Raw genomic sequence first — 26,798 nt, 5'->3', positions numbered from 1 at the left:
ATTACGACTCCCGGAGAAGACGGCGGGGGTTGAGAGTTGACGCGGCGAAGGTCGCCGAAGCGTGCAGGCGACTGTTCGTGAGACCAGCGAGGGGCAGTGGCTTGCGTCCTGGGAAATGGTGCACCGAGTTACGCCCGATTCATGCGTTTTGCTCCGCTTTGGGGTGGACGCCTGCATAGCAGAACGGTCACTGGCTCACCCTTCGGGAACGACGAAGATCCTGAAGGGCATCAGCGCGATGGCCGCACCGGAAAGCCTGTCCCTGCATGCCCCGACCTGACTGAGGAGAACCTCGCCCCGGCGAGTCCAGTACCGGCCCCGCGCGAGGGCCGCGACGTACGCGGACGCGAACGAGCCGGCATCCCGCGATCCCGTTCATGCCAGCTCGCCGCGTTGTTGACGAGTTCCTTCCCGTCGGACCGGACGAGTCGAACCTTCACGAGGACCTCGTGCCGGCGGTCGCGGCCTAGGAGCACCCCCAGCCGGGGCAATCAATCTCCACCAGGGATCCGCAAAAACCTTTCACGAGAGGAAAGACCATGGGAAATCATCAGGAATGGAAACCAAGTCGCCGATCCATCGCTACATCCATAGCCGTTGTTGCGGCAACTGCACTCGTCGGCGGAAGCCGACTCATCGATTCCGCAGGCCGTCAAGGGACCCTGAACGCCGGCTCGCTACAGCTGGCCAACGATCCGGAATCCAATGGGTATCCGAACGTGGTATGGCGAGTGGACACCCGCAGCCCGGAAGAGATCTGGGGAAGTGATGGCCAAGGGCCAGGGTTCCAACCGCATGGCACCAATCGTAATTTCCTTCAGCACGTGACGCGAACGAATGCCGCAGGCGAGCGGGTCGTTGACAGTGCATATGTTTCCACCACCACCTCTCGGGAGTGGGCGGAGCGGACCCATATCAGGAATCTACTGGCCGCGGACAACGGCCTGACCGTGTGGCTGTACAGAATCCGAGCGGATAGCAATTTCTACGGCGTAAACAACTCTCTGCGTGCGGCAATTAGTGCGACCGAGAACGAGGACACGCTGGACATCCTTTCTGATACCGACGCCAGGTATAGAAGGCAGAACGAATGGGCTGCACGCGGCGGAATTCCCGTCGCGAACATTCAAGGAGCGATTCCGTACACGCACTCACTAAATGATGACGGATTCAGCGTCGGCACGGAGCAAACGAGTTCCCACTATATCGCCAGCGCGACCGTGGCCAACTCGGACACTCTTTCGATGGATGTTGAAGGCCGCACGAGAAACTCCGTCGTCCGCATGGCGAGCGTGCTTGGAGCCCTCATCGGAATCGGGTTCTGCGTACCCACTGCACGCAGCAGAAGGTCTACCGATACGACCGCGGAGTCGGGCGAGTATCAATTTCACGATATCCCCATCTCGTCGAGGTCCTTCCACCTGGGCATCAGTGCGGCCGTCGTCAAGGATCGCCGTGACATCTGGTTCATGCGCGGTAACCAAAGCGTCGTCTACAACGTGCAGCATGATACCCTCGTAAAAGACCCGAGCCCAATCTACCGTACTTTTCCCGGACTGATAGGCACACGCTTCGACAACCAAATCGACGCAGCCCTCATCAAGGAAAGCGCCACCGATGAGGCATGGTTCTTCTGCGGTGACCAGTACGTCCGCTACAACCATGCCACCAATCAAATCGTGTCAGGCCCTCGTTCCATCCGCGACGGCTGGACCGGGCTGCAAGGGACCTCCTTCGTCAACGGTATCGACGCGGCGTTCCCCCTGGACGGTTCCGATTTGGTCTACCTCTTTAGAGGTGACCAATGCATCCGCTACGACCCGTTGACCGATGCAAGCGACCCGGTGAGGTCCATCGGCGAAGCCTGGCCCGGGCTGGCGAACACCCGCTTCGCCAACCAAATCGACGCCGCCGTCGAAGTCATTGGAACGAAGCAGGTCTGGTTCTTCAGCGGCGACCAATACGCCCGTTACGACACTGAGAACGAACAGATAACTATCGGCCCGAAATCCATCAGCGAGGGATGGCCGGGGCTGCGGCCGGACTTCACCACTGACCTTGATGCCGCTGTCACACGAGGGTCTGACAATGAAGTGTGGCTGTTCAAGAGGAATCGCTGCATTAAGTACGACAGGGACAATAACACCATCCTCGCAGGACCGAACGCCATCACCGAGGGCTGGTCCGGACTGGCGGGCACCCGCTTCGCCAAGCATATTGACTCGGCCGTGGAGAAGAGCGGAACTAATGATGTCTGGCTCTTCAGCGGCAATCAATACGTGCGCTACAACACGAGCACCAACCAAATCGCTTCAGGACCGCGTTCGATCCACGACGGCTGGCCCGGGCTGCAAAACACCCCCTTCACTCATGGGATCGATGCCGCCGTCCCCACCAACGCAGCTAATGAGGTCTGGTTCTTCAGTGGAGACCAATACGTCCATTACAACACTGAGACCGATCGAATACTTTACGGCATCAAATCCATCGGCGAGCGTTGGCAGGGACTGAAGGGCACTCCTTACTCCTGGGGAATGGATACGGCTGTTGGCATACCCAAGGGCAATTCCTCACAGGATAAGGTCTGGTTCTTCGTCGGAAATAGGTGCGTTCGTTACAACACGACCGCTGACCGCTTCGACGCTGATGAGCAGTGGATCGATGCCGCCTGGCCCGCAACGGCCACCGCTCCCGCGGGCCATCCTCACGATGAATTGTGAATCGCCGATGATCTCTGCATCGAAAGCCGTTGATTGACCGTGCGGCGCAGTTCACACATGACTGAATGACCAGGTCAGGTGGGTAGATAAATCCCTCTTCGTCTTTCGGAATGCGTTTGCATCCCGAAAGACGAAGAGGGCCGTCCCGACGGGTTGGACTCCACTCAGGCTCACACCCGGTCAGCCAGCGCCTTGAAGCCCGTCCAGGACAGGGCGGGCGTCCGCGGGTCCCAGGTCTTCTGCGCCAGTGCCGCCAGCGGCAGCCGGATTCCGGTGGCCACCTGCGCCTGGGTCTGCGCCTGTGCCAGGTCGCTCCAGATCGCGAAGCGCGCCCCGGGAATCCGGTCCGGGCCGGTCAGGTTCGCGGGCACCGACACCGGCCGGGTACCGCGGATCACCAGCGGGGTCCAGCTCTCGTAGATCCGCTGGCCGGTCGGGTAGACGAACTGGTTGGGCTCGCCGAGGACGTAGTAGAGGTACTCGTCGTTGAAGTTCATGACGTTGCGGCCCTCGCGCAGGAACTCCGCGGGGTCACGGTGCCCGGCTTCCTTTCCGGTCCAGTAGTCGACCATCCGGTTCTTGTCGGGGGACACCCGCGGGCTGGAGAAGAATCCGTCGTTCCATGCCTCGATGCGGTTCTTGCCCTTCGCCTCCACGGTCTTCTGCCGGTCGTTGAGCCAGCCGGTCGTCAGGTCCGCGATGGTGCCGTTGGGTCCGTACTTCTGCCGTGCGGCCCGGGTGAGCTGCGGATATGTGGTCGACGGGGTGGACGACAGCAGGGCCTGGTACTCATCGCCGCCCAGGTGCCAGTAGGCGGGCGCGCCCTTGGGGTTGGTGAACAGCTCGCTCATTTCCTTCAGCAGCGAGTCGATCAGCGGGGCCGCCTTGGGGTTGGAGATATCGATCGCACCGGGGACCACGCTGCCCGATGCGCGGCGCAGCAGCAGGTCGGGATAGTGCTTGAGCACGGCGCCCAGGTGGCCCGGTGAGTCGAGTTCCGGGACGACGGAGATGTGCAGGCTGCGTGCGAGCGCGATGATCTGGCGGATCTGGGCCTTGGTGAGATGGTCGGCGGAGACGATCTCTGGGTGGGTGTCGCTCTGGATGCGGAAGCCCTGGTCGTCGGAGAAGTGCAGCTGGAACTGGTTGAGCTTGAGATCGGCGATCTCCCGGATCCGGGCCTCGATCCAGTCCTGGGTGTAGGGCTTGCGGGCGTTGTCCAGTGACATGCCGCGCTGCGGACGGCCGGGCCGGTCCTGGATGGTGCCCTCGGGCAGGCCGCCGGCCGCGTGCACGGCCTGTTTGACGGTGCGGGTGCCGTAGAAAATTCCGGCGTCGGTGGGGGCCGTGAGAGTGAGCCGGGTGCCGTCGGCGGTGAGGGTGTAGGCCTCGTCGGCGGCGCTCTGGACGGGCACATTGTTCGCCTGCTGGGCACCGTTCTTGCCGGAGATCTTCACCTCGATGTCGCCCGGCTGCACGGTCTGGTCGCCGTAGACGACGGTCAGTCCGAGGTCCCGGGCCATCCGCTGGGCCTCGTCGGCGACATTGCTCTGCTCGCCGGCCGGGACGACCACCCGGGCCCCCTTGGAGGGCCGCCAGCCCGGGCCGTCGGCCCGGCGGAAGTCGCGGACGGCGGGGATGACCTGCGGCGTCCCGGTCACCGGCGCCCAGGTCGGGGTGGCCGCGGCGGACGTGGGGTTGACCTTGGCGCTGGTGCTCCCGGGCGGCTCGGTGTCCGCCGTGTCGGAGCAGCCGGCGAGCAGCAGGGCACCGGCGAGCGCCGCGGCCGGCAGTGCGGACCGGGCCGCCGGGCCCGTGTGCCTCGTCGGCGTCGTCGCGGGGCGCAGGGAGGCCGAGGGCCGCGGGGCGCGCGGCGGCCGCATCGGGTTCGACATCGTGCAATCCTCACTTTTCGGGGCGAAGGCATTGCCAGGTGTGCGGAGCGGGCCGTCCATGGAACGCGCGAAAGCTCTCCCATCCGGGTGAAATTCGCGCATCCGTCGGACAGTCGTCGCCAAGCGTCGTTAGCGTGGCGTCTCCGTTCGTCACCCCCTTCACAGGGCTCTCCCGGATCCGCCGGATACCGCCGGGGGGACGTCGCACACGCACCACCGCCCTACCCGCCGCCGCTTGGTACGCATCCCGGCTTCGGTCCGCTTCTCCCCCAGCTTCCTTCAGTCGCCCGTCCCGCACCTGTCGAACCGACCTATTCGCATCCGTCCGAGGAGGCCCACGCTGTCCGGTGACATCCCGGCCACCCGGCCGACGACGCTGCGCCCGCCGCAGCCCCCGCGGCGCGGCATATCTTCACCGGTCCGCGGCGCCGCGCTGCCGCACCCCCGCGCCGAGGGCATCGGGCTCGTCCGCTTCAACACCCTGCCCCGCGAGGACGCCCTGGCCACGCTCCTGAGCTGCTGCGGCAGCCGCCGCTGGGCCGAGCGGGTCGCCGCGCACCGCCCGTATCCGGATCCGGAGTCCCTGCTCGCCGCGGCCGACGAGGCCAGTTACGACCTGACCACGGCCGAGCTGGACGAGGCGCTCGCCGAGGAGTCCCTCTCGCCGCAGCCGCTCGTCGGCGCCCGTGGCCCCGGCACGCTGGCCGCCCACACCGCGCTGCGCGCCGCGCACGCCGAGTACGAGCGGCGCTTCCGCCATGTCTTCGTCATCTGCCTGGACGGCTACCGCGACGAGGAGCTGCTCGACCAGGTGCTGTCCGGGATCCGCACCCGGCTGGGCAATGAGCCGGACGAGGAGCGGGCGGTCGCCGCGGACGAACTGCGCCGGCTGACCCGCGGGCGGCTGGCCCGGCTCACGGCCTCCGGCCCGTGACGGATCGCGGCTTGTGACCTGGAACATTCCGGTTCGTGCTTGTGTGATAGCCCGTTGGTGCCTGTTTGATCACACCTAAGGACCCCGGCGCAAGGAACCGACAACACGTCGCTACGATGGCCAGGGCCGGTGGACCGTACCCGGCCGGGCCCGACCGACAGAGAAGCCGGCTGGCCCCAATCCCCGCTCCCGGAGGGTTTTTCCGTGCCGGCTGGAACGCTGTACCGCGGCCGGGAAGGCATGTGGTCCTGGGTGGCTCATCGAGTCACCGGCGTCCTCATCTTCTTCTTCCTGTTCGTTCACGTCCTCGACACCGCACTCGTCCGCGTCTCCCCCGAGGCGTATGACGACGTCGTAGCGACCTACAAGACGCCGATCGTCAACGTGATGGAGTACGGCCTGGTGGCCGCCATCCTCTTCCACGCGCTCAACGGCCTGCGGGTCATCGCGGTGGACTTCTGGTCCAAGGGCCCGAAGTACCAGAAGCAGCTGCTGTGGACCGTTGTCGGTATCTGGGTCGTCCTGATGGCCGGTGCCTTCTACCCCGTGTTGCAGCACACCCTGCGCACGCTGTTCGGGAGCTGACGCGAGATGTCTGAAACCACCTCCGCAGAGACCACGGCGGCGGGCGGGACGGACGGCGTCTCGCTCTACGACGTGGATCACCCGGCCCCGGTCATCGAGCCGCCGCGCAAGCGCACCAAGAAGACCGGGAGCGCCTCCCGTGGCAACTTCGAGATGCAGGCGTGGCTGTTCATGCGGCTGTCCGGCATCGTGCTGGTCGTCCTGGTCCTGGGCCACCTGCTGATCCAGCTGGTCCTCGACGGCGGCGTCTCCAAGATCGGCTTCGCGTTCGTGGCCGGCCGCTGGGCCTCGCCGTTCTGGCAGGTCTGGGACCTGCTGATGCTGTGGCTGGCCATGCTGCACGGCGCCAACGGCCTGCGTACGGTCATCAACGACTACGCACAGCGGGACAACACCCGCTTCTGGCTGAAGATGCTGCTGTACACCGCGACGGTGTTCACCGTCCTTCTGGGCACGCTGGTGATCTTCACCTTCGACCCGAACATCTCCTGAAGCCGGGGCTGACTGGAACCATGAAGATCCACAAGTACGACACCGTCATCGTCGGCGCCGGCGGCGCGGGCATGCGCGCGGCCATCGAGTCGACGAAGCGCAGCCGCACCGCGGTCCTGACGAAGCTCTACCCGACCCGCTCCCACACCGGCGCCGCCCAGGGCGGCATGGCCGCGGCCCTCGCGAACGTCGAGGAAGACAACTGGGAGTGGCACACCTTCGACACGATCAAGGGTGGCGACTACCTGGTCGACCAGGACGCCGCCGAGATCCTCGCGAAGGAGGCCATCGACTCGGTCCTCGACCTGGAGAAGATGGGCCTGCCGTTCAACCGCACGCCGGACGGCACGATCGACCAGCGCCGGTTCGGCGGTCACTCCCGTAACCACGGTGAGGCCCCGGTCCGCCGGTCCTGCTACGCCTCGGACCGCACCGGCCACATGATCCTCCAGACGCTGTACCAGAACTGCGTCAAGGAGGGCGTGGAGTTCTTCAACGAGTTCTACGTGCTCGACCTGCTGCTCCAGGACGTCGACGGCGTCAAGAAGTCCGCGGGCGTCGTCGCGTACGAGCTGGCCACCGGCGAGATCCACGTCTTCCAGGCGAAGGCGATCATCTTCGCGTCCGGCGGCACCGGCAAGTTCTTCAAGGTGACCTCCAACGCGCACACCCTGACCGGTGACGGCCAGGCCGCGGCCTACCGCCGCGGGCTGCCGCTGGAGGACATGGAGTTCTTCCAGTTCCACCCGACGGGCATCTGGCGCATGGGCATCCTCCTGACCGAGGGTGCGCGCGGCGAGGGCGGCATCCTTCGCAACAAGGACGGCGAGCGCTTCATGGAGAAGTACGCGCCCGTCATGAAGGACCTCGCCTCGCGTGACGTCGTCTCGCGCTCCATCTACACGGAGATCCGTGAGGGCCGCGGCTGCGGTCCGGAGGGCGACCACGTCTTCCTGGACCTGACCCACCTGCCGCCGGAGCAGCTGGACGCCAAGCTCCCGGACATCACCGAGTTCGCGCGGACCTACCTCGGTATCGAGCCCTACACGGACCCGATCCCGATCCAGCCGACCGCGCACTACGCCATGGGCGGCATCCCGACCAACGTCGAGGGTGAGGTCCTGGCGGACAACACCACCGTCGTGCCCGGCCTGTACGCGGCCGGCGAGGTCGCCTGTGTCTCCGTGCACGGCGCCAACCGCCTGGGCACCAACTCGCTCCTGGACATCAACGTCTTCGGGCGCCGGGCCGGTATCGCGGCGGCGGAGTACTCGGCCACCGCCGAGTACGTCGAGCTGCCCGAGGACCCGGCGCAGCAGGTCGCCGACCAGGTCGAGCGGCTGCGCAACTCCACGGGCACCGAGCGGGTCACCGAGATCCGCAAGGAGCTCCAGGAGACCATGGACGCCAATGTGATGGTGTTCCGCACCGAGCAGACGATCAAGACCGCGGTCGAGAAGATCGGCGAGCTGCGCGAGCGCTACCTGAACGTGTCCATCCAGGACAAGGGCAAGCGGTTCAACACCGACCTGCTGGAGGCCATCGAGCTGGGCAACCTCCTCGACCTGGCCGAGGTCATGGCGGTGTCCGCGCTGGCCCGCAAGGAGTCCCGCGGCGGTCACTACCGCGAGGACTACCCCAACCGCGACGACGTCAACTTCATGCGGCACACCATGGCGTACCGCGAGGTGGGCGCAGACGGCGTCGAGTCGATCCGCCTCGACTACAAGCCGGTCGTGCAGACCCGCTACCAGCCGATGGAGCGTAAGTACTGATGAGCACCCCGACTCTCGACAAGCACTCCGCGGCACCGGACGCGGCCGAGGACGGCGCTTCGCATCTGATCACGGTCACCTTCCGGATCCGCCGGTTCAACCCGGAGATCTCGGAGGACGCCAGCTGGGAGGACTTCCAGCTCCAGATCGATCCCAAGGAGCGCGTCCTGGACGCCCTCCACAAGATCAAGTGGGAGCTGGACGGGTCGCTGACCTTCCGTCGTTCCTGCGCCCACGGCATCTGCGGCTCCGACGCCATGCGCATCAACGGCCGCAACCGTCTCGCCTGCAAGACGCTGATCAAGGACATCAACCCGGAGAAGCCGATCACCGTCGAGGCCATCAAGGGCCTCACGGTACTGAAGGACCTTGTCGTCGACATGGAGCCCTTCTTCCAGGCGTACCGGGACGTGATGCCGTTCCTGATCACGACCGGCAACGAGCCGACCCGTGAGCGCCGGCAGTCCGCCGAGGACCGCGAGCGCTTCGACGACACCACGAAGTGCATCCTGTGCGCCGCCTGCACCAGCTCCTGCCCGGTGTTCTGGAACGACGGCCAGTACTTCGGCCCGGCGGCGATCGTCAACGCGCACCGCTTCATCTTCGACTCGCGTGACGAGGGCGGCGAGCAGCGGCTCGAAATCCTCAACGACAAGGACGGCGTCTGGCGCTGCCGGACGACCTTCAACTGCACGGACGCCTGCCCGCGCGGTATCGAGGTCACCAAGGCCATCCAGGAAGTCAAGCGGGCGCTGATCACCCGCCGCTTCTGAGCCCTGCGGCGATCCGGGTCCCGACCCGGCCGCCGAGCAGCGCCGGCACCTCCCGAAGGGCCTCGCCTCCGTATCCAAGGGGGCGGGGCCCTTCGCCGTGCCCGCTCTCCCGCTCCTTCGCCGGATACACGAGCACCGGCGGCAGCGCCTCATCCACCAGCGCCACCGGCACGTCACGACAGAAATACGACGGGACGAAGACCAGCCCCCGCCCCTCCAGGAACAGATCCCGCTCCACCGGATAGCGGACCTCCAGCACCGGCCGCCGCCAGCGCATCACCGGCCCGAACGTCCGCAGCATCGCCTCCGCCCCGGACTGCGCCAGCGCATGCCTGCGCAACGCCCGGTCCGCGCCGACCCGTTCGGCGATCCGCGCCCAGCTCGGCGCCACCGCCCGGTGGTGGTACGTCCGCAGACTGCGCGCCAGATGACGCAGCGCGGCCGGCTCCCCGTCCGCGATCCCACGCGCCCAGCCCGGCAGCGCCCGGTGCCCGGACAGCAGCACCAGCTCGGACCGCAGCCGCTGCCGCGGGGTGCTCATCACGGCCTCCAGTCCCGGCTCGACCCCGTCCAGCCCCGCGAACGGCGTGAGGAAATCCGGGAAGTAGCCGTGCCGCGGCACCAGCGGGAACAGCGTCCGCAGCGGCCCCGGCCCGTGCCGTACGGCATGCTGCCGCCAGGCGGCCAGCGCCGGTTCGGTCCGGCTCTCCCGTAGGGCATGCAGGCTCAGCACCGTCTCCCATAACGGGTCGGCCCCTTCGGCCACTCGCGTACGCGCCAGATCCTGCGCGGTGAAGTGCACTCGCAGCACGTTCGTCCCCCTGGTTCCACGCCGCCTCCCCTGCGACGTGCACCGAGGATCTGTCCGCACAGTGGATCGCCGCAACCGAAACCCACGGGTAGCCTCAGGTCGCCCAACAAAAGGCGCCCGGCGGGGTGTTGGGGCGCCCGGCGGGGCGTTGGGGCGCTCCCTTCCGCTAGCGCTCGCCCTCCACAACCTTGTCCAGGAAGGCATCCAGGTTCCGCACCGTACGGGCGATCCGCTCCTCCAGCGGCAGCGTCTCCTCATGCCGCCCGGCGAGCTGGGACCGCTTGCGTCCCCGGACGTAGAGAGAGCACGCGAGGTCGGCGCACAGATACGTCCCGACGGTGTTCCCCTGCCGCCCCAGCGGCCCGGCCCGCCGCGCGGCGAGCAGACTGACGCCGGACCCGGGATGCCCGGTCACACACACCGAACACACCGTCGTCTTGGTGAAACTCCGCCGCACCCCCTGCGGCCGCCGCAGCGTCACCCCGATGATCCCGCCGTCCCGCGGCGCGACCAGATAACTCCGGTCCGGCGCCCCCGGATCACGCCACCCCAGGAAGTCCAAGTCCCCCCAGGGGAGTTCCGCCAGCCCCACGGGCAGATTCATCCGACTCGCCTCACCCTTCGAGCAATTCACGAAGGAGGCACGTATTGCTTTTTCACTTATGGGGTCCATGACGCCCGAAGCTAACAGCGGGCCCTGGGATCCGTCGCCCGAATTATCTCCAGGCAGGGCGGGACGGGAAGGGCACTGTCCGGGCGGCGCCCCCGGTCCGGCTCCGGTGCCGCCTCACGCCCCAAGCCTCATCATCCACGACCGGTTGGTCATCTGGTGCAGCCCGGCCTGCTGGGCCTTTGCGATCCGCTGCGCGCCGGCCTCCTCCCGTTTCCGCGCGGCCTTTTCCCAATCCGCCGGCTTCAGGAACAACATGGCATTGCTCCCCGGCACCACCAGGACACCACCGAAAGGCAGGTCACCCGCCAACCACGCGCCTTCTTCCGCCCCTTCCGGCCAACGCCGACGCCCTGCCGCATTGATCGCCAGCATCAACGGCGCCCCGTGCTGCCCTCGCGTCGTCACGCGGATGTGGTGGACGTCGCCGTACTTAGTCCACTTCGCACGCTTCATGAGCACCCGGGGATGGAATTCCAGCGGGTAGTGACGGAGCACTTTCGCGCACTGGAAGACACGGATTCCGTAAGCGGCGCGCCACACCGTCATGATGAGCACGCCCACACCGACGGGAATGGGCAGAACCGCGAAGAACGAGTTCACCCCCGTCATACGGGAGAACACCACCGGAATTGCCACCAGAAGGCCGGCGATCAGCAAACGCACCGCCATGAGCCGGGCCAGGGCAAGCCGATTGGCTCGCAGGATCTGCGCCACGTCCGGTGCCTCAGGTGGCGCCGAAGTCTGCGAGCCGTGGGCCACGGCCTTCTCCTTCTGACTCTCTCCAGGTCGGCCACGACCGGCCGCACGGAGTCTTCGCGGTGGGGCTGCGGAGGGCGGCTCAGCCCCAGGTCTGGTGGCTGGGGTTGTTGCGGCGGCGGGTGGCGGCCACGATGCCGATGATGATGCCGATGACGAGGAGTACGCCGAGGCCGATGCCGCCGTAGAGCATGATCGCCTGCTTGCCGCCCATGGGCGGGTCGGGGTCGTAGCCTTTGTCGTCACCGGGGCGGACGGTCTTCTGTGGTGCCTTGCCCTGCGGCATCGGCAGCGGGCCCTCGGCCGGGCCGGCTGCGATGGTGCGCCGGAGGGCGGGGCCGGGCTGGATGTAGCCGTGGCCGTAGTGGGCGTCCGGAAGCTTGAGGTGCTTGTCCTTCTCGGTCTGGGGCAGACCGGCGGTCTTCACCAGGCGGTTGGCGATCTGGCCCGGGGTGAGGTCCGGGAACTTCTGCTTCAGCAGGGCGGCGGCAGCGGAGACGTAGGCGGTGGCGGCCGAGCTGCCGTCCGCGGTGCGGTAGTCCGAGTCGCTCTTGCCCATCGCGACGGGGATCTTCACGCCGGGGGCGAGTAGATCCACGGCGGAGGTGGAGTTGTTGTCGTCGTCCGCCTCGCCGTACTCGTCGACCGAACCCACGCCGATGGCGCCGGGGCAGGCAGCGGGGTACTTCTTCTTCGGGAGGCCGTCGTTTCCGACACCGGCCACCACGACCACGCCCTTCTCCACGGCGTAGTGGATGGCCGGGCAGGTGTCGGCGGAGGGGGTGGTCTCGGTGTACGACATGTTGATGACGTTGGCGCCGTGGTCCACCGCGTAACGGGTCGCTGCCGCGCCGTTCTTGTACTGCGGAATGGGCATGATCTTGGCGTCGGGCGCCAGTCCCTTGACGCCTTCGGAGCCCTGACTGCCGTGACCGTGGCCGGCGATGATCGAGGCCATCGCCGTGCCGTGGTCGCGGATGTCCTCATGCGGAGCGAGATCGTCGGATCCGTCGCCGGCCGCCGTATTCGCGAAGTTCGCGCCGCCGGTGAACTGCCCCGTCAGATCCTGGTGCGTCTTACGGAATCCGCTGTCGAGCACGGCCACCGTGATGCCCTTGCCGGTGGCCTGCTGCCACAGCTGCTGAGCCCCGAACGCCTCCAACGGCCACAGATCCTTGCGTACTTGGTCTGCGGACGCGGTACCGCCGGCGGCCAGCAGCAGCGCTCCCGTGAGCGCCGCACCCACCGTCGCGCGCAGTGTTCGGGTGACCGTCATCCTTCGCTCCTTCTTGCTGTGCTGTCCAGGCGGCATTGTTCCGCCTGAGGAAAGGCCCCGCACACCCAGGTGCGGGGCCCTGCCTCATTGGCCGCATGCGACGTTATCGCCAGCTCACTCGATGACGCGAGGGGCCACCGTACGCTGCGGGGTCCAGGTCTCCTCGTCCTCGACGAGATAGTCGGGACGCTGCCCGGTGGTGCGCTCCTTGTCGCCCTTGCCCTTCCCCTTGGCTCCGGCTCCCGCGGCACCCGCGGCGCCCGGCGTGCCCTTGGCCCCCTGCTGGCCGCCACGGCTGCGGTGGAGTCCGGCGCCGCCCTGCTTGGCGCCGCCCGTCGGACCGCCCGGCTTACCGACCACGCCGCCGCGGGTACGCGCCTGCGCACCGCCTCGTCCGGCCGCGCCCGCTGCGCCCGCCTTACCGGCTCCGGCGCCCGCTCCCGGCATACCGCCGCGCATTCCGCCGGCGCCACGCCCTGCGCCCGCACCCCGCGCCACGCCGGCGCCACGTACCCCGCCGGCCCTCTTGCCGCCCGGCATGCCGATGGGGCCGGCCGGGATCGCTCCGTTGGGGAAGCCGCCGGTACCGCCGGACACACCGTGACTGCCGCCGGGCATCCCGCCGTTGATGGCGCCGCCGCCGGTCGTGGGCGGGGCGAGGGTGCCGCCCTGCACACTGTCGAGTCCGGTGGTCACCGGCAATTCGGGCCGGGCGGTCTTGAGACTGTCGAAACCCTCCGGGACGGCGTGACCACCCGCACCGTTGGGCCCGCTCGGAGTCGAGCCCGACAGCTTGGGACGACTACCGCCGATGATGGGCATGTTCACCGGCGCGGGCGACGGGCTCGTGGAGGGGTGCTTGGGCCAGTCGCCGACGGGACCACCGGGGTCCACACCCTCCTTGAGGACCTTGGCCTGACCGTCGTAGTGATGCGCAAGCTCGTCCATCACGATGACGGCCTCGACCTGGCGCTCCTTGGTCAGGGACAGGCTGTCCCGGTTGAGCTCCAGCGCCATACGGGCGTCCATCTTCGGGTTCGCCATGTCCCGCTTGAACTGCGCGTCGTCGCCGCTCGCGTCGGTCGCGCGGTCCACAACGCCCGGGTTCTTGATCTTCGCCATGGCCGCCTTCGCCTCGCGAAGGTTGTGGGCAACGCCACTCTCCGGGCCCAGCTCGCGGGAGCCGATCAGCACCCGCTCGACGACCCGGGCGTGGCCATACGTCCGGTCGATCTTCTCCAGGACCTTGGCGGCCTCCCGGCGGAACGCCCCGGCGGCCGAGCCCTCCCAGTGCGCCGTGGCGTGATCCACGGCGTCCATGAAGGACTTACGGATGCCCCCACGGCCGTCCTCACCCGCGAGCCGGTCGGCGGAGGCGCGCCAGTGGCGACCAGAGTTCTCGATGCCGTCGGGGTGGGCGTTCTCGATCATCGCCCGGAGATCGTCGAGGCCGTGGTGATGGAAGTCCGAAGGAGACGCGGGGATGGGGCGGTGCCCGTTGAACGACTTGAGCCGCTCCTCCCTCTCCTCCGCCTGGTGCTGCTTCGCCATCTTCTTGGCGCTGTCGTATTCCTGCCTGCCGTCAGCCATGCAGGCCCCCCTTCAAATCCATCGCCGTCTGCCGTACCTGCACCACCGCGGCCTGCTCAGCCATTCATCGAGTTCTTGGTGTGGTGCTCCTGGTCCTCGTACGCTCCACGGCTGGCTTCGGTCTTCTCGCCGAACCTGTGGATGAGTTCCTGGAGCGCCTTGATGACGTCCGACATGTACGTCTGCATGTCGTCGTGTGCACCGCCGAGATCGGTCGCCTCAAGGAAATTCTCCCCGAATGCCGACTTCGTGAGCGTCGTGCTGTACTTCACCTTCTGGCTGGGTTCGTCCATATCGGCCCGAAGGCGTCGGAGCTGGCGTACCACGCTGTCCAGTTCGTCGAGGTCGACCTTGAACCGCTCGCTCATTTCCGCTCTCCCCGTTACCCGCTCGTCCCCCCTCGGCCCGCCCCGCAGGCCACCTCGGTAAGGACAACGTAAAGTCAATAAATACTAGGGAGTTGCCCCCCTGTGTTGCAAGATCGAAAGTCGGGATCTGTCCGATTTAGCGCAGGATTGCGCCGCACTTTGTAGAGGGGTTGTTACCTTCGCGGCGCAACCCCTCCGCAACGATCAACGTAGCGATCTACGCGCGCAGGGAAGCGAGTTCGACCACGGTGACCTCGGGCGGTGCGCCGAGGCGTACCGGTGGGCCCCAGGTGCCTGCGCCGCTGGAGACGTAGAGCTGGGTGTCGCCGTAGCGTTCCAGGCCGGCGAGGGTGGGGTTGGTGGCGTCGGCGATGTAGGTGAAGGGCCACATCTGGCCGCCGTGGGTGTGCCCGGAGAGCTGGAGGTCGACGCCGAAGCGGACGGAGTCGTGGATGGTGACCGGCTGGTGGGCCATCAGGACGACGGCGCGGGCCGGGTCGCGGTCGCCGAGGGCCTGGTCGTAGTCGGGGCCGGCCTGTTCGGCCTGGCCTCCGATGTCGTTGATGCCGGCGAGGTCGAAGCCGGGGAGTTCGGTACGGACGTTCTCCAGCGGGTGGATGCCCAACTCGCGTACGTGGTCCACCCATTGGTCGGCGCCGGAGTAGTACTCGTGGTTTCCCGTGACGAAGAAGGCGCCGTGCCGGGACCGCAGTTCGCGCAGGGGCTCGACGGCCGGGGCGAGGTCGGTGACGTTGCCGTCGACCAGGTCGCCGACGATGGCCACCAGGTCGGGTTGGGTGCGGTTGATGGTCTCGACGATGCGCCGGGTGTGGGCGCGGCCGAGGACCGGGCCGAGATGGATATCGCTGACGACGGCGATCCGGAAACCGTGGGCGGTGCGCGGCAGTTTGGCCAGCGGGATCGTCACGCGCTTGACCACCGGCCCGCGGAGGGTGGTGGCGGTGCCGTAGCCGACGGCGGCCGTGGCGGCGAGGGAGGCACCGGCGGCGACCGCCCGCGCGAGGAAGAGACGGCGGGGCGGGGTGGCGACCGGCGGGAGGGCAGGGGTGCGGGGCGGGAGGAGCGTGGGGGAGGGAGAGGGGGGTGGGATGGGGGAAGGGTCGGGGGACGGCGGTGGGGCCTGGGGGCCTGGGCCGTGGGCGGGGCCGGTGGGTGACGTCGCGCGTGCCGGGGGCTCGTCGGCGGGCAGGGCGCGTAGCCAGATGGCGCGGACCACTTCCCCCACCAGCAGGGCGAGTGTGAGATAGAGCACCAGGGCCAGCCAGAGGTAGCCGGGCCAGGCCACTGCTTGCTGGAGGGGGAAGGGGGCGCCGGCGCGGCCGGCCAGCAGGGCGGCGAGGGTGGTCAGAGGGAGGACGAAGGCGGCGGCGGTGCCCGTACGGCGGGGCCGGCTGCCGGGGGTGGTGGTGTCACGGACGAGTCGGCACCACAGGTAGCGGTGCACGCCGAAGAACAGTCCGAGGACCGGGACCAGGATCAGCGCGAAGATCACGGCGTCTCCCCGTGCCTGTGATTCAGGAGGCGGACGAGGAGGACGAAGGCGGTTCCGGCGTGTGGTCCGCGGCTTCGCGGCGCAAGGCCCGTACACCACGGAACCCGATCACCCCGATCGCCGTCCCCAAAAGAAAGGAAGCCACCGCGAGCAGCAGATGAACCCAGAAGTAGGCGGTCGGGTCACCCGCGTCGTCGAAGGCGAGACCGCTCCCGTCCTTCCAGAGGTTTTTGACGAAAGTGATCCAGATGAACCAGCTCCACACCCCGAAGGCGAGCAGGAACCAGGACACGGGGCGCGAGAGCTTCATACGTCCCAGTATGGGCAGCGGCTCCATCCGGCGGTCGGCAGGGGCACTCTTCCGTGGGGTGCTGTCGGCGTCCGGCGCAAAGGTGGGTACGTTCACGGACGTGCCGACGACCTTCAGTGCTTCCACGGCCTCCACCGATCCGACCGCCCCGAATGCTTCGGCCACGACCGGCAGTGCCGGGCGTGCGGCGCGTCACGGCTTCCCCCTGCGCACCGTCGCCGCACTGGCCTCCTCCGGGCTGCTGGCCACCCCGCTCCTGGCCGGCACCGCACACGCCGACCCCAAGGCTCCCAAGGCGCCCAAGCCGCCGGCGAAGATGTCGCAGATCGGCGGGGACCGGCTGGGTACGCCCGGCGTCCAGGTGGCCCAGACGCCGGGCGCGCCGAAGCTGCCGGGCCCGGACGTCCTCACCGCCCGTTCGTGGATCGTGTCCGACGCCGAGTCCGGCAAGGTGCTGGCCGCCAAGAACGCCCACTGGCAGCTGGCGCCGGCCAGCACCCTGAAGATGCTGTTCGCCGACACGGTGCTGCCGAAGTTCCCCAAGGACCAGAAGCACACGGTCAGGCCCGCCGACCTCGCGGGGATGGGCGCCGGCAGCAGCCTCGTCGGGATAAGGGAGAACCTGAGCTATTCGGTCCACGACCTGTGGCTGGGCGTCTTCCTGCGGTCCGGCAACGACGCGGTGCACACGCTGTCGGCGATGAACGGCGGAACCAAGGCCACCGTCACGCAGATGCAGCGGCACGCAAAGGAGCTCAACGCCCGCGACACGCATGTGGTGACCCCGGACGGCTATGACGCGCCGGGCCAGGTCTCCAGCGCGTACGACCTGAGCCTGTTCGCCCGGTCGGGGCTCCAGAACCCCGACTTCCGCGAGTACTGCTCGACGGCCAGTGCGCAGTTCCCCGGTGACAAGGGCAAAAACGGCAAGCGGGCGACATTCGGCATCCAGAACACCAACCGGCTGCTGAGCGGCGATTACGACATCAAGCCGTATCCGGGCATCGCGGGGGTGAAGAACGGCTCGACGACGAACGCGGGGTCGACCTTCACCGGCGTCGCCCAGCGCGGCGACCGCAAGCTCCTGGTCACGGTCATGAACCCGGAGAAGAAGGAGCACAACGAGGCCTACCGGGAGGCCGCCAAGCTGCTCGACTGGGGCTTCGCGGCGGCCGGCAAGGTGGAGCCGGTCGGCCGGCTCGTCGGCCCCCGGAGCGAGGACGACGGCACCGGCGCGGTGAGCGCCAAGGGCAAGGGCAAGGGTGACCGGAGCACCCAGGCCGCGCTGGACGGCGCCGACGACCGGAGCGGCGCCTGGACGGCGCTGGGCCTCACCACCGGGGCGCTGGCGCTGCTCGGCGTCGTGGCCTTCGCCGTGCACCGCCGCTGGCCGCTGCCGGAGCTGGTACGGGGGCGGCGCCGGTCCGGCAAGTGAGCGTCGTCGGCCCCACGAGTGACCGTAGGTCCGGCAAGTGAGCGTCGGGGGGCGGGAGATGGGGCGGGGCGGCCCCGGGAGACGAGCTACGCCTCCCGCGGCCGCTCCGGCCCCTCCGCCCGCTCCGGCTCCTCCGGCCCCTCTGCCCCCTCCGACCCACCTGGCCCCGCCGGCACCTTGGGCTCGTCGCTCTCCCCGTGCCGCTCCCCGTCCGTGGCCGTCCAGGAAGCGCAGTACACCAGCAGCTTCGCGGTGAAGTTGATCCACAGCAGCAGGGCGACCGGGGTGCCGAAGGCGCCGTACATGCTGCGTGAGGCGACGCCCTGGAGATAGCCGCTGAGCAGCAGCTTCAGCAGCTCGAAGCCGATCGCGCCGAGCAGGCCGGCGACGACGACGGCGCGCCGCGGCGGATGGACGCCGGGCAGCCTGGTGAGTATGTAGGCGAGCAGCAGGAAGTCCGCGAGGACGGCGATGACGAAGCCGGCGGAGGAGAGCAGCACGCTGCCGATGCCGCCTTCCGGGAGGCCGATCGCCTCCGCCACCTTGCCCACCGCGGCGGACGCGAACGTCGAACAGGCCAGGGAGAGCACGGCGACGCCGCCCACGCCGAGCAGCAGTGCGCCGTCCCGGAGCTTGCCGAGGAAGAAGTTGATCTCCTCGTCGGGCTTCTCCCATACGGCGCGCAGGCAGTCGCGCAGCGATTCGACCCAGCCGATGCCGGTCAGCAGCAGCGCGGCACCGGCCACCAGGCCGACGGTGGTCGCGTGGTCGACGAGTCCGGCGATGTCGAGCCGGTCCGAGAGGCCGGGGAGCTGCTCGGCGAGCTTGTTCTCCAGCGAGTGCAGCCGGGCGTCGCTGAGCAGCGCGGCGCCGACCGCGGCGGCGACGGTGAGCAGCGGGAAGAGCGCGACGAAGCTGGTGAAGGTGATCGCGGCGGCGAGCCGGGTCCAGTGCACCCGGAGCATGCGTTCGTAGGCGCGCCAGAGGTGTGTGGTCATCAGCCAGGTGACGGCCGGCCCGATCACCGGGAGTGTGCTCAACCAGTTCATGGCAGTCCCCTCGTGCCCGGTCGGCCGCCGGGTCGGGCAGGAGTGGCGGCCGGCGCTCCGGGTGTTCCGGCGGTTCCGGCGATTCCGGAACACTAGCGTCCGGGTACCCCGGAAACGCGCACGCTCATACGTGCCGTACGGCTGTCGCGGGCCGGGGCGGGCAGCTGCGCGCCCCGCGGCGGGCAGCGGCCGTCAGCAGGAGGGCGCCGGCGGGCGGGAAAGATCGGCGGCCTGGCGGGGGACGGCGGCCGTCCGGGGCCCGAAGGGGTACTCCCGCTCCAGGCGCCACACCTCGTCCGCGCCCTGCTCGTAGAGCGCGAAGCCGCCGATGGTCCAGGTCGCGGTGAAGTCCCGGAGCCCGGTCTGGGCGCGCTCCATGGCCTCTTCGGTGATGCCGTGGGCGATGGTCACATGCGGGTGGTACGGGAACTGGAGCTCCCGGGCGCAGGGGCCGGAGGCGGCGCGGATCCGGGCCTGGAGGGTGGTGCAGCCCGCGACCCCGTCGGTGACCTTGACGTAGACCACTGGGGAGAGCGGGCGGAACGTCCCGGTGCCGTCCAGGCGGAGCGGGAAGGGGCGGCAGCCGGCCGCGACCTCGGCGAGGTGGCGTTCGATGGCGGGCAGCGCCTCGGTCCGTACCTCCGTCGGCGGGAGGAGGGTGATATGCGTGGGGATGCCGGGTGCGGCAGGGTCCCCGAAGCTTTCGCGCTTCCGCTGGAGGAAGCTGCCGTAAGGCTCCGGGACCGCGATCGAAACGCCCAGCGTTACGGTCCCCACTGCGTTCTCCCTCCTGACGTGTGTGCGGCGCGCTCGCGCACCCTCTTAGTGTGCCGGGTACGCGCCCTAATCGGGGAGCGTCCCCGGTCCTGTTGCGAGCGGACAAGGGGCCCACGGGCGGGGCCCCCTGGCTCGGCGGGGTCCGCGCGGCCGGCCGTGGCCCGCCGCGCGAGGGGCCGGCGTCAGTGCTTGGCCGGCAGGAATCCGAGCCGGTCATAGGTGGTGGCGAGGGTCTCGGCGGCTACCGCGCGGGCCTTCTCCGCACCCTTGGCCAGGATGGCGTCCAGCGTCTCGGGGTCGTCCAGATATTCCTGCGTACGGTCCCGGAACGGTGTGACGAAATCGACCATCACCTCGGCGAGATCGGTCTTGAGCGCGCCGTACATCTTGCCCTCGTACTTCTGCTCCAGCTCCGGGATCGAGAGGCCGGTGAGGGTGGAGTAAATGGTGAGGAGGTTGGAGACGCCGGGCTTGTTCTCGGTGTCGTAGCGGATCACCGTGTCGGTGTCCGTGACCGCGCTCTTGACCTTCTTCGCGGAGACCTTCGGCTCGTCGAGGAGGTTGATCAGGCCCTTGGGGCTGGCGGCCGACTTGCTCATCTTGGCCGACGGGTCCTGGAGATCGTAGATCTTCGCCGTCTCCTTGAGGATGTACGGCGCCGGCATCGTGAAGGTGTCGCCGTAGCGGCTGTTGAAGCGCTCGGCGAGGTCGCGGGTCAGCTCGATGTGCTGGCGCTGGTCCTCGCCGACCGGGACCTGGTGGGCCTGGTAGAGCAGGATGTCGGCGATCTGGAGGATCGGGTAGGTGAACAGGCCGACGGAGGTGCGGTCGGCGCCCTGCTTGGCGGACTTGTCCTTGAACTGGGTCATCCGGGACGCCTCGCCGAAGCCGGTGAGGCAGTTCATCACCCAGCCGAGCTGGGCGTGCTCGGGCACATGGCTCTGGATGAAGAGGGTGCAGCGCTCCGGGTCGAGACCGGCGGCCAGCAGCTGGGCGGCCGCGATCCGGGTGTTGCTGCGCAGTTCCGCCGGGTCCTGCGGAACGGTGATCGCATGCAGGTCGACCACCATGTAGAAGGCGTCGTGGGACTCCTGGAGCGCCACCCACTGGCGTACCGCACCGAGGTAATTGCCGAGGTGGAAGGAGCCGGCGGTGGGCTGAATGCCGGAGAGCACACGAGGACGTTGCTGCATGGCGGAGCCATTCCCCTGAGGGTGGTGGTGGGCGACGGGCGGGCGATCGAGAGCCATGGGTCGATTGTCTCAGGTCGGCCAGGGGCGCCGGTGTGTGGTGGCGCGCGCGGCGACGGTACCGGGCGGAAGCGGGGCGACGGGGCGTTGCCGGAGAGGGCTCGGCGGCCTGTTCGGGGCGGGCGGGAGCTGGAATCGTGGACCTGTTCGTGGCCTGGCGGCAGCGCCGTGGTGGCCGCGGCACCGTGCCCGTACCCATGGGCCGCGCCTATGGGCCGCACCCATGGCCCGTACCTGTGGACCCGTGCACCGCCCCGGATCTTCGTCACCGATCTGTGAGGACCGCCGATGAGCGACGGACAGCCCGAGACCGACGCACAGCCGACCGACGCACAGCCGACCGCCGACGCCCGCCGACCCGCGCCCGCGCCGTTATCCCCCTCGCCCGAGCCCCTCTCCCCTGGCACCGCCTGCCCCGCGCACCCCGGCGGCGGGCCGCCCCACCGGCTCGCCCCCGGCGGCCCCGGCCGGGCCGCGGCCGACGCACGGCTGCGGGAGGCCGGGCCGGTGGTGCCGGTGCTGCTGCCCGGGGAGGTGCCCGCAGTCGCCGTCACCCGCCACGAGGCGCTGCGCGCGATGCTGGCGCACCCCGAAATCGCCAAGAACGCCTGCCACTTCACCGCCCTGCACGACGGCACGGTGCCGCCCGGCTGGCCGCTGGCCCTCTTCGCCACCATCGAGGGGATGACGACCGCCGACGGGGCCGACCACCGGCGGCTGCGCGGCCTGGTGACCCAGGCGTTCACCGGGCGGCGGGTGGCGGCGCTGCGGCCCCGGATCGCGGAGCTGACGGCCGGGCTGCTCGACGCGCTGCCGCGGGCCGCGGATGCCGACGGCACAGTGGATCTGCGCCGGCACTTCGCCTATCCACTGCCGATGAGCGTGATCTGCGAACTGCTGGGCGTGGACGCCGCGTTGCGCGACCGGCTGCACGAGCTGTCGAACGTGATCGTGAGCACGGCCGGCACCGCGGCCGAGGTGCTGGCCGTCAACCGTGAGATCACCGCCCTCCTCACGGAGGTCGCCGAGGCCCGGCGGGCGGACCCCGGGGACGATCTGACCAGCGCGCTGCTCGCCGCCCAGGAGGAGGACGGCGACCGGCTGAGCGCACCGGAGCTGGTCGGCACCCTGCTGTCGCTGACCGTCGCCGGGCACGAGACCACGCTCAATCTGATCAGCAACGCGGTCCGGGCCCTGTGCACCGACCGCGGGCAACTGGAGCTGGTGCGGAACGGGCGGGCCACCTGGGACGACGTGGTCGAGGAGACCCTGCGTTACGACAGCCCCGTCGCCCACTTCCCGTTCCGCTACCCGGTGCGGGACCTGGAGATCGGCGGCATCCTCGTCCCGCGCGGCACCCCGATGCTGGCCTCCTACTCGGCGGCCGGCCGTGATCCGGACGCCTACGGGGCCGACGCGGACCGGTTCGACGTCACCCGGCGGCCCGCCGCCCGGCACCTGTCCTTCGGCCACGGCGCGCACTACTGCCTGGGCGCGCCGCTGGCCCGGCTGGAGGCGACCGTGGCCCTCCAGGCGCTGTTCACCCGCTATCCCACGCTGGACCTCGCCGTCCCGGACGCCGAGCTGCCGGCGCATCCGAGCCCCGTCAGCAACGGCATCCAGGTGCTGCCGGTCCGGCTCACCTGCTGATCACCGGCCGGTGAGCCGGGCGGAGCGCCGTGGGGCCGCCCGTTCAGGCCGTCGGCAGGCCCGGCGCCGGGTAGGCGGCCATCAGTTCCGCGACCTCACTACGGATCACCGTCAGCGCCTGCTCGTCGCCCTTCGCCGCGGCCCGGACGCTGCGGTCGATCCACTCGGCGACCAGCGGCATCCGGTCGGTGCCCAGCCCGCGCGAGGTGAGGGACGGGGTGCCGATGCGGATGCCGGAGGGGTCGAAGGGCTTACGCGGGTCGAAGGGGACGGTGTTGTAGTTGACGACGATCCCGGCGCGGTCCAGCGCCTTCGCGGCAACCTTGCCGGGGACGTCCTTCGAGGTGAGGTCGATCAGCACCAGGTGGTTGTCGGTGCCGCCGGAGACCAGGTCGTAGCCGCGGGCCAGCAGCGCCTCGGCGAGGGCCTTGGCATTGGCGACGACGGCATGCGCGTAGTCACGGAAGGACGGGGCGGCCGCCTCGCGCAGCGCGACCGCGATGGCGGCGGTGGTGTGGTTGTGCGGGCCGCCCTGGAGGCCGGGGAAGACGGCCTTGTCGACGGCCTTGGCGTGGCTCGCCCGGGACATCAGCATCGCGCCGCGCGGGCCGCGCAGGGTCTTGTGGGTGGTGGTGGAGATGACGTCCGCGTGCGGCACGGGCGAGGGGTGGGCGCCGCCCGCGATCAGACCGGCGATATGCGCGATATCGGCGACGAGGACGGCATCGACCTCGCGGGCGATCTCGCCGAAGGCGGCGAAGTCGATGGTGCGGGGGACGGCGGTGCCGCCACAGAAGATGATCTTCGGGCGTTCCTTGCGGGCGAGCTCGCGCACCTCGTCGAAGTCGATCAGCGCGGTGTCCGGGCGTACGCCGTACTGCACCCCGCGGAACCACGTACCGGTCGCCGAGACGCCCCAGCCGTGCGTGAGGTGGCCGCCCATCGGCAGCGCCATGCCCAGCACGGTGTCGCCGGGCTCGGCGAAGGCGAGGTAGGCGGCGAGGTTCGCGGGCGAGCCGGAGTACGGCTGGACGTTGGCGTGCTCCACACCGAAGACGGCCTTGGCCCGCTCGACGGCCAGCGTCTCGACCTGGTCGATGTTCTGCTGGCCTTCGTAGTAGCGACGGCCCGCGTACCCCTCGCTGTACTTGTTCTGGAGGACGGTGCCGGTGGCTTCCAGGACGGCGGCGGAAACGTAGTTCTCGCTGGGGATCAGCCGCAGCGTGTCGGCCTGGAGCTGCTCCTCGGCGCCGACCAGCGCGGCCAGTTCGGGGTCGGCGGCGCTCAGCGCGGGATGCGAAAGGGACTGGGACATGCGGGGCTGTGACATGGCGTCCTCCGGGGCGGTCGATCGGTGTTGCCGGTCGTGGTCCCGGGGTGCCCAGGCGGGGCGGCACCTCGTGGTGGTTGCCGCACACCGCTTCCTCGAGGTTGCTTCCCCGTACGCCAGTCGCGGTGCGCATCGCAGAGTCTAGGACACCCGGGCGGCCGTGTCCGGCGGATCTTCGCAGGCCGGACGGTCCGGGCGAGCGCAACAATGGAGGGGACGCGGCACGGTCCGCGCCCCGCACGGTCTACCGAACGGAGTCACCGGTGACGTCCACGGAACGCGGCATCGCGGCCGCCGAAGCGCACAGCGCGCACAACTACCACCCGCTGCCCGTCGTCGTGGCCACCGCCGAGGGCGCCTGGGTGACGGACGTCGACGGCCGGCGCTACCTGGACCTGCTCGCCGGGTACTCCGCACTGAACTTCGGGCACGGCAACCGCCGGCTGCTCGACGCGGCCAAGGCACAGCTGGAACGGGTCACGCTCACCTCGCGCGCCTTCCATCACGACCGTTTCGCGGACTTCTGCACACAGCTGGCCGAGCTGTGCGGCATGGAACTCGTGCTGCCGATGAACACCGGCGCCGAGGCGGTCGAGACGGCGGTGAAGACGGCCCGAAAGTGGGGCTACAAGGTCAAGGGCGTCCCGGACGGCCGGGCGAAGATCATCGTCGCGGACAACAACTTCCACGGCCGGACGACCACCATCGTCTCCTTCTCCACCGACCCCGAGGCGCGCGCCGACTTCGGCCCGTACACCCCCGGCTTCGAGATCGTCCCGTACGGCGACCTCGCCGCGCTGGAGGCCGCCGTCGACGCCGACACGGTCGCGGTGCTGCTGGAGCCGATCCAGGGCGAGGCGGGCGTGCTGGTGCCGCCGCCGGGCTACCTGGCGGGCGTACGGGAGCTGACCCGCAGCCGGAACGTGCTGTTCATCGCCGACGAGATCCAGTCGGGTCTGGGCCGCACCGGCCGGACCTTCGCCTGTGAGCACGAGGGTGTGGTGCCCGACATGTATGTGCTCGGCAAGGCGCTGGGCGGCGGCGTGGTGCCGGTCTCGGCGGTGGTCTCCTCCCGCGAGGTGCTGGGCGTCTTCGCCCCCGGCGAGCACGGCTCCACCTTCGGCGGCAATCCGCTCGCCTGTGCCGTGGCCCTGGAGGTCATCGCCATGCTGCGGACCGGCGAATTCCAGCAGCAGGCCCTGGAGCTGGGCGAACATCTGCACAGCGAGCTGGGGCAGCTGCTGGCCGGCGGCGCGGTGGACGCGGTACGCGGCCGCGGGCTGTGGGCCGGGGTGGACATCAACCCGTCGCGCGGCACCGGGCGGGAGATCTCCGAACAGCTGATGGCCCGCGGGGTGCTGGTCAAGGACACCCATGGCTCGACGATCCGGATCGCGCCCCCACTGGTCATCAGCAAGGAAGACCTGGACTGGGGGCTCGACCAACTGCGGGGCGTGCTGGAGGGGTGAGACGGGGCCGGGACAGCCCTCAGGCAGAGAGTGAGGCCGGGGTGACGAGCCGGGCGCGTTCGTCGAGTTCCCGGGCGGCGTGGTTTTTTAGGTGGGGGCGGATGAGTTTGAACATCTTCCCCATGCGCCGGTCGACCCTCCCGCTTTGCACCAGGGGATATTCGTCCAGCGCTGTATTCCATGTCGCACAGGCCGCTTCCAGGTGCCCCACCTCAAGCTGGAACTCGGCGAGTGTGGCCCGTTCCTTCACCCGGGACCGGCGGTAGATGTCGTAGCACAACCTGTCCGATTCCCGCATCGCCGTCACGGCTCCGGGAAGGTCTCCGAGCTCATGGCGAACATGGCTGATGTGGTAGTGCAGAGATGAAGGGTCATAGGACCCGAAGGCTTTCGCCCGCGCCTCCGCCTTTTCCATGGAAATTTCGGCCTCTTTGAGATGCGCCAGGGCCTTTTGGCGGTCTCCTGTTTGCGCAGCGGCGTGCGCCTGCTGGCCCGCGAGGAAGGCGAGCATACGCGGGCCCGCTTGCGGAGAGGCTGCGGCAGCGGCGTCGGCCAGCCGCATGGCTTCACGACCGTGCCCCAGGTCAACTGCCTGCACACTCATACCCCGCAGCGTCGTGCAGTACGTGAGGTGGTCCTCCGAAGCGCCGGCCAGTTCCAGCGCCTTCAGGTAGTACTTCTGCCCCAGCCCCTCCACCCCCTCGTCCACCGCCATGTATCCGGTGAGATAGCACAGGTCGGAGGCTGCCGACAGCATTGCCTTGCGTACCGGTTCCGGCGCATCGGCCCGTAGATACGGAGCCACCGTGTTGACGAGAAATGCCGCAGCCATGGGGCGGGCATGGCGTCCACCGAATTGGTCGTCGAGTTCCGAGATCCGCTCGGTCATGGCGATAACCGTGTCAACTTCCGGCATGCCGATGCGCGGAGTGAGGCCGGCTTGCACGGCTTCCATCCGCCCCACCACATCCGGCCAATTCGGCACCGTCAGCGCAACGGAAAAGAGCCCTATACCGAGAACGCTGCGGCGTGAGGGATCCATATCTCCCCTGCCGAGATCGATCAGCCCCTCCACCGCGCTCGGAGGGGCGTCCGGGCTACTGGCAGGGGACGGGAATCCCACCTCGGCATGTGTGACGGGACGTCCCAGCTTACGCGCCAGGGCCTCCACGATCAGTGGTCTGACCTGCTCCTTCGGCAGGTGCCCCTGGCGCCACTGATGGGCCGACGGCTCGCGGTACTTGAGCGGGGTTCCCCGCTCGGTGCCGATGCGGTTCACGGCCTGGACGAACTGCCGCAGCGTCCAGCCGGTCTGCCGGTAAAGCCGTTCAAGGTGCCGGTTCGGTTCCCGAGTGCCCACTAGCCCT

23 protein-coding genes and 1 riboswitch are annotated in these 26,798 nt (G+C 69.1%); of the genes, 9 read left to right on the top strand and 14 right to left on the bottom strand.

Annotated elements, in window-relative coordinates; translation table 11 throughout:
- Positions 1 to 539 precede the first annotated feature (539 nt).
- Positions 540 to 2,720 (top strand): hemopexin repeat-containing protein, encoded by a 2,181-nt coding sequence (locus tag AC3EUV_RS06795; protein WP_432141528.1) that lies wholly within the window; start codon positions 540 to 542, stop codon positions 2,718 to 2,720.
- Positions 2,721 to 2,890: 170 nt separating this feature from the next.
- Here AC3EUV_RS06795 and AC3EUV_RS06790 read toward each other — a convergent pair whose 3' ends face one another.
- A complete protein-coding gene (locus AC3EUV_RS06790) occupies positions 2,891 to 4,615 on the bottom strand; it encodes a beta-N-acetylhexosaminidase (RefSeq protein ID WP_432141527.1) in 1,725 nt (574 codons plus the stop codon).
- A gap of 235 nt (positions 4,616 to 4,850) precedes the next feature.
- Here AC3EUV_RS06790 and AC3EUV_RS06785 point away from each other — a divergent pair, with 235 nt between their 5' ends.
- From AC3EUV_RS06785 to AC3EUV_RS06765, 5 genes are all read left to right on the top strand, one after another.
- On the top strand, positions 4,851 to 5,549 hold the full coding sequence (locus tag AC3EUV_RS06785) for a 2-oxo-4-hydroxy-4-carboxy-5-ureidoimidazoline decarboxylase (RefSeq protein ID WP_435602393.1): 699 nt from the start codon (positions 4,851 to 4,853) through the stop codon (positions 5,547 to 5,549).
- 204 nt (positions 5,550 to 5,753) lie between these two features.
- Entirely contained in the window at positions 5,754 to 6,134 is a 381-nt protein-coding gene (gene sdhC / locus AC3EUV_RS06780) for a succinate dehydrogenase, cytochrome b556 subunit (protein WP_085924814.1), read from the top strand.
- Between the two features lie 6 nt (positions 6,135 to 6,140).
- Entirely contained in the window at positions 6,141 to 6,626 is a 486-nt protein-coding gene (locus tag AC3EUV_RS06775; RefSeq protein WP_327224914.1) for a succinate dehydrogenase hydrophobic membrane anchor subunit, read from the top strand.
- Between the two features lie 20 nt (positions 6,627 to 6,646).
- A complete protein-coding gene (gene sdhA, locus AC3EUV_RS06770; RefSeq protein ID WP_432141526.1) occupies positions 6,647 to 8,401 on the top strand; it encodes a succinate dehydrogenase flavoprotein subunit in 1,755 nt (584 codons plus the stop codon).
- Positions 8,401 to 9,174 carry a succinate dehydrogenase iron-sulfur subunit gene (locus AC3EUV_RS06765; RefSeq protein WP_432141525.1) on the top strand — a complete coding sequence of 258 codons (774 nt, stop codon included), beginning with the start codon at positions 8,401 to 8,403 and terminating at the stop codon, positions 9,172 to 9,174. Before sdhA ends, AC3EUV_RS06765 begins: the two co-directional genes overlap by 1 nt.
- Here the strand turns inward: AC3EUV_RS06765 and AC3EUV_RS06760 are convergent.
- The 8 genes from AC3EUV_RS06760 to AC3EUV_RS06725 all read right to left on the bottom strand — a co-directional run bounded on the left by AC3EUV_RS06760 (position 9,158) and on the right by AC3EUV_RS06725 (position 16,471).
- Entirely contained in the window at positions 9,158 to 9,985 is an 828-nt protein-coding gene (locus AC3EUV_RS06760; RefSeq protein ID WP_432141524.1) for a hypothetical protein, read from the bottom strand. The two genes, AC3EUV_RS06765 and AC3EUV_RS06760, sit on opposite strands and share 17 nt — an antisense overlap.
- Positions 9,986 to 10,151: 166 nt before the next feature.
- On the bottom strand, positions 10,152 to 10,658 hold the full coding sequence (locus AC3EUV_RS06755) for an FBP domain-containing protein (RefSeq protein WP_432141523.1): 507 nt from the start codon (positions 10,656 to 10,658) through the stop codon (positions 10,152 to 10,154).
- A 114-nt stretch (positions 10,659 to 10,772) separates the two neighbouring features.
- Entirely contained in the window at positions 10,773 to 11,372 is a 600-nt protein-coding gene (locus AC3EUV_RS06750; RefSeq protein ID WP_435602392.1) for a hypothetical protein, read from the bottom strand.
- A gap of 124 nt (positions 11,373 to 11,496) precedes the next feature.
- Entirely contained in the window at positions 11,497 to 12,690 is a 1,194-nt protein-coding gene (locus AC3EUV_RS06745; protein WP_435602391.1) for a S8 family serine peptidase, read from the bottom strand.
- Between the two features lie 114 nt (positions 12,691 to 12,804).
- The gene (locus AC3EUV_RS06740) at positions 12,805 to 14,280 is read right to left on the bottom strand and encodes a hypothetical protein (RefSeq protein WP_435602390.1); all 1,476 of its coding nucleotides are present in this window, start codon (positions 14,278 to 14,280) and stop codon (positions 12,805 to 12,807) included.
- A gap of 56 nt (positions 14,281 to 14,336) precedes the next feature.
- Entirely contained in the window at positions 14,337 to 14,648 is a 312-nt protein-coding gene (locus AC3EUV_RS06735; protein ID WP_435602389.1) for a hypothetical protein, read from the bottom strand.
- 217 nt (positions 14,649 to 14,865) lie between these two features.
- Positions 14,866 to 16,161, bottom strand: a complete 1,296-nt coding sequence (locus tag AC3EUV_RS06730) for a metallophosphoesterase (RefSeq protein ID WP_435602388.1) — start codon at positions 16,159 to 16,161, stop codon at positions 14,866 to 14,868.
- A gap of 22 nt (positions 16,162 to 16,183) precedes the next feature.
- Positions 16,184 to 16,471: an SCO4848 family membrane protein gene (locus tag AC3EUV_RS06725; protein ID WP_432141517.1), complete on the bottom strand. Its 288-nt coding sequence runs from the start codon at positions 16,469 to 16,471 to the stop codon at positions 16,184 to 16,186.
- A 10-nt stretch (positions 16,472 to 16,481) separates the two neighbouring features.
- Between AC3EUV_RS06725 and AC3EUV_RS06720 the strand changes: the two genes are divergently transcribed.
- On the top strand, positions 16,482 to 17,906 hold the full coding sequence (locus AC3EUV_RS06720) for a D-alanyl-D-alanine carboxypeptidase family protein (protein ID WP_435602387.1): 1,425 nt from the start codon (positions 16,482 to 16,484) through the stop codon (positions 17,904 to 17,906).
- An 86-nt stretch (positions 17,907 to 17,992) separates the two neighbouring features.
- On the opposite strand, the gene AC3EUV_RS06715 is transcribed toward AC3EUV_RS06720, so the two are convergent.
- From AC3EUV_RS06715 to trpS, 3 genes are all read right to left on the bottom strand, one after another.
- The gene (locus AC3EUV_RS06715) at positions 17,993 to 18,955 is read right to left on the bottom strand and encodes a YihY/virulence factor BrkB family protein (protein WP_435602386.1); all 963 of its coding nucleotides are present in this window, start codon (positions 18,953 to 18,955) and stop codon (positions 17,993 to 17,995) included.
- A 192-nt stretch (positions 18,956 to 19,147) separates the two neighbouring features.
- Positions 19,148 to 19,732, bottom strand: coding sequence for a 2'-5' RNA ligase family protein (locus AC3EUV_RS06710; protein WP_432141514.1), 585 nt, complete (start codon positions 19,730 to 19,732; stop codon positions 19,148 to 19,150).
- A gap of 182 nt (positions 19,733 to 19,914) precedes the next feature.
- Positions 19,915 to 20,925, bottom strand: coding sequence for a tryptophan--tRNA ligase (gene trpS / locus AC3EUV_RS06705; protein ID WP_435602458.1), 1,011 nt, complete (start codon positions 20,923 to 20,925; stop codon positions 19,915 to 19,917).
- Between the two features lie 345 nt (positions 20,926 to 21,270).
- Here trpS and AC3EUV_RS06700 point away from each other — a divergent pair, with 345 nt between their 5' ends.
- Positions 21,271 to 22,632, top strand: a complete 1,362-nt coding sequence (locus tag AC3EUV_RS06700) for a cytochrome P450 family protein (protein ID WP_435602385.1) — start codon at positions 21,271 to 21,273, stop codon at positions 22,630 to 22,632.
- A 43-nt stretch (positions 22,633 to 22,675) separates the two neighbouring features.
- Here the strand turns inward: AC3EUV_RS06700 and AC3EUV_RS06695 are convergent, their stop codons facing one another.
- Positions 22,676 to 23,947, bottom strand: coding sequence for a serine hydroxymethyltransferase (locus tag AC3EUV_RS06695; protein WP_432141596.1), 1,272 nt, complete (start codon positions 23,945 to 23,947; stop codon positions 22,676 to 22,678).
- 57 nt (positions 23,948 to 24,004) lie between these two features.
- A riboswitch (ZMP/ZTP riboswitch) is annotated at positions 24,005 to 24,096 on the bottom strand.
- Between the two features lie 129 nt (positions 24,097 to 24,225).
- On the opposite strand from AC3EUV_RS06695, the gene rocD reads away from it, so the two are divergent.
- On the top strand, positions 24,226 to 25,431 hold the full coding sequence (gene rocD, locus AC3EUV_RS06690; RefSeq protein ID WP_432141511.1) for an ornithine--oxo-acid transaminase: 1,206 nt from the start codon (positions 24,226 to 24,228) through the stop codon (positions 25,429 to 25,431).
- 19 nt (positions 25,432 to 25,450) lie between these two features.
- Here rocD and AC3EUV_RS06685 read toward each other — a convergent pair whose 3' ends face one another.
- Complete coding sequence (locus AC3EUV_RS06685; RefSeq protein WP_432141510.1) at positions 25,451 to 26,791, bottom strand: NsdA family TPR-like regulatory protein; 1,341 nt, start codon at positions 26,789 to 26,791, stop codon at positions 25,451 to 25,453.
- Between the last annotated feature and the right edge of the window lie 7 nt (positions 26,792 to 26,798).

This window comes from Streptomyces sp. bgisy130, assembly GCF_057708345.1.
This window is presented reverse-complemented; position numbering and strand designations above follow the sequence as displayed.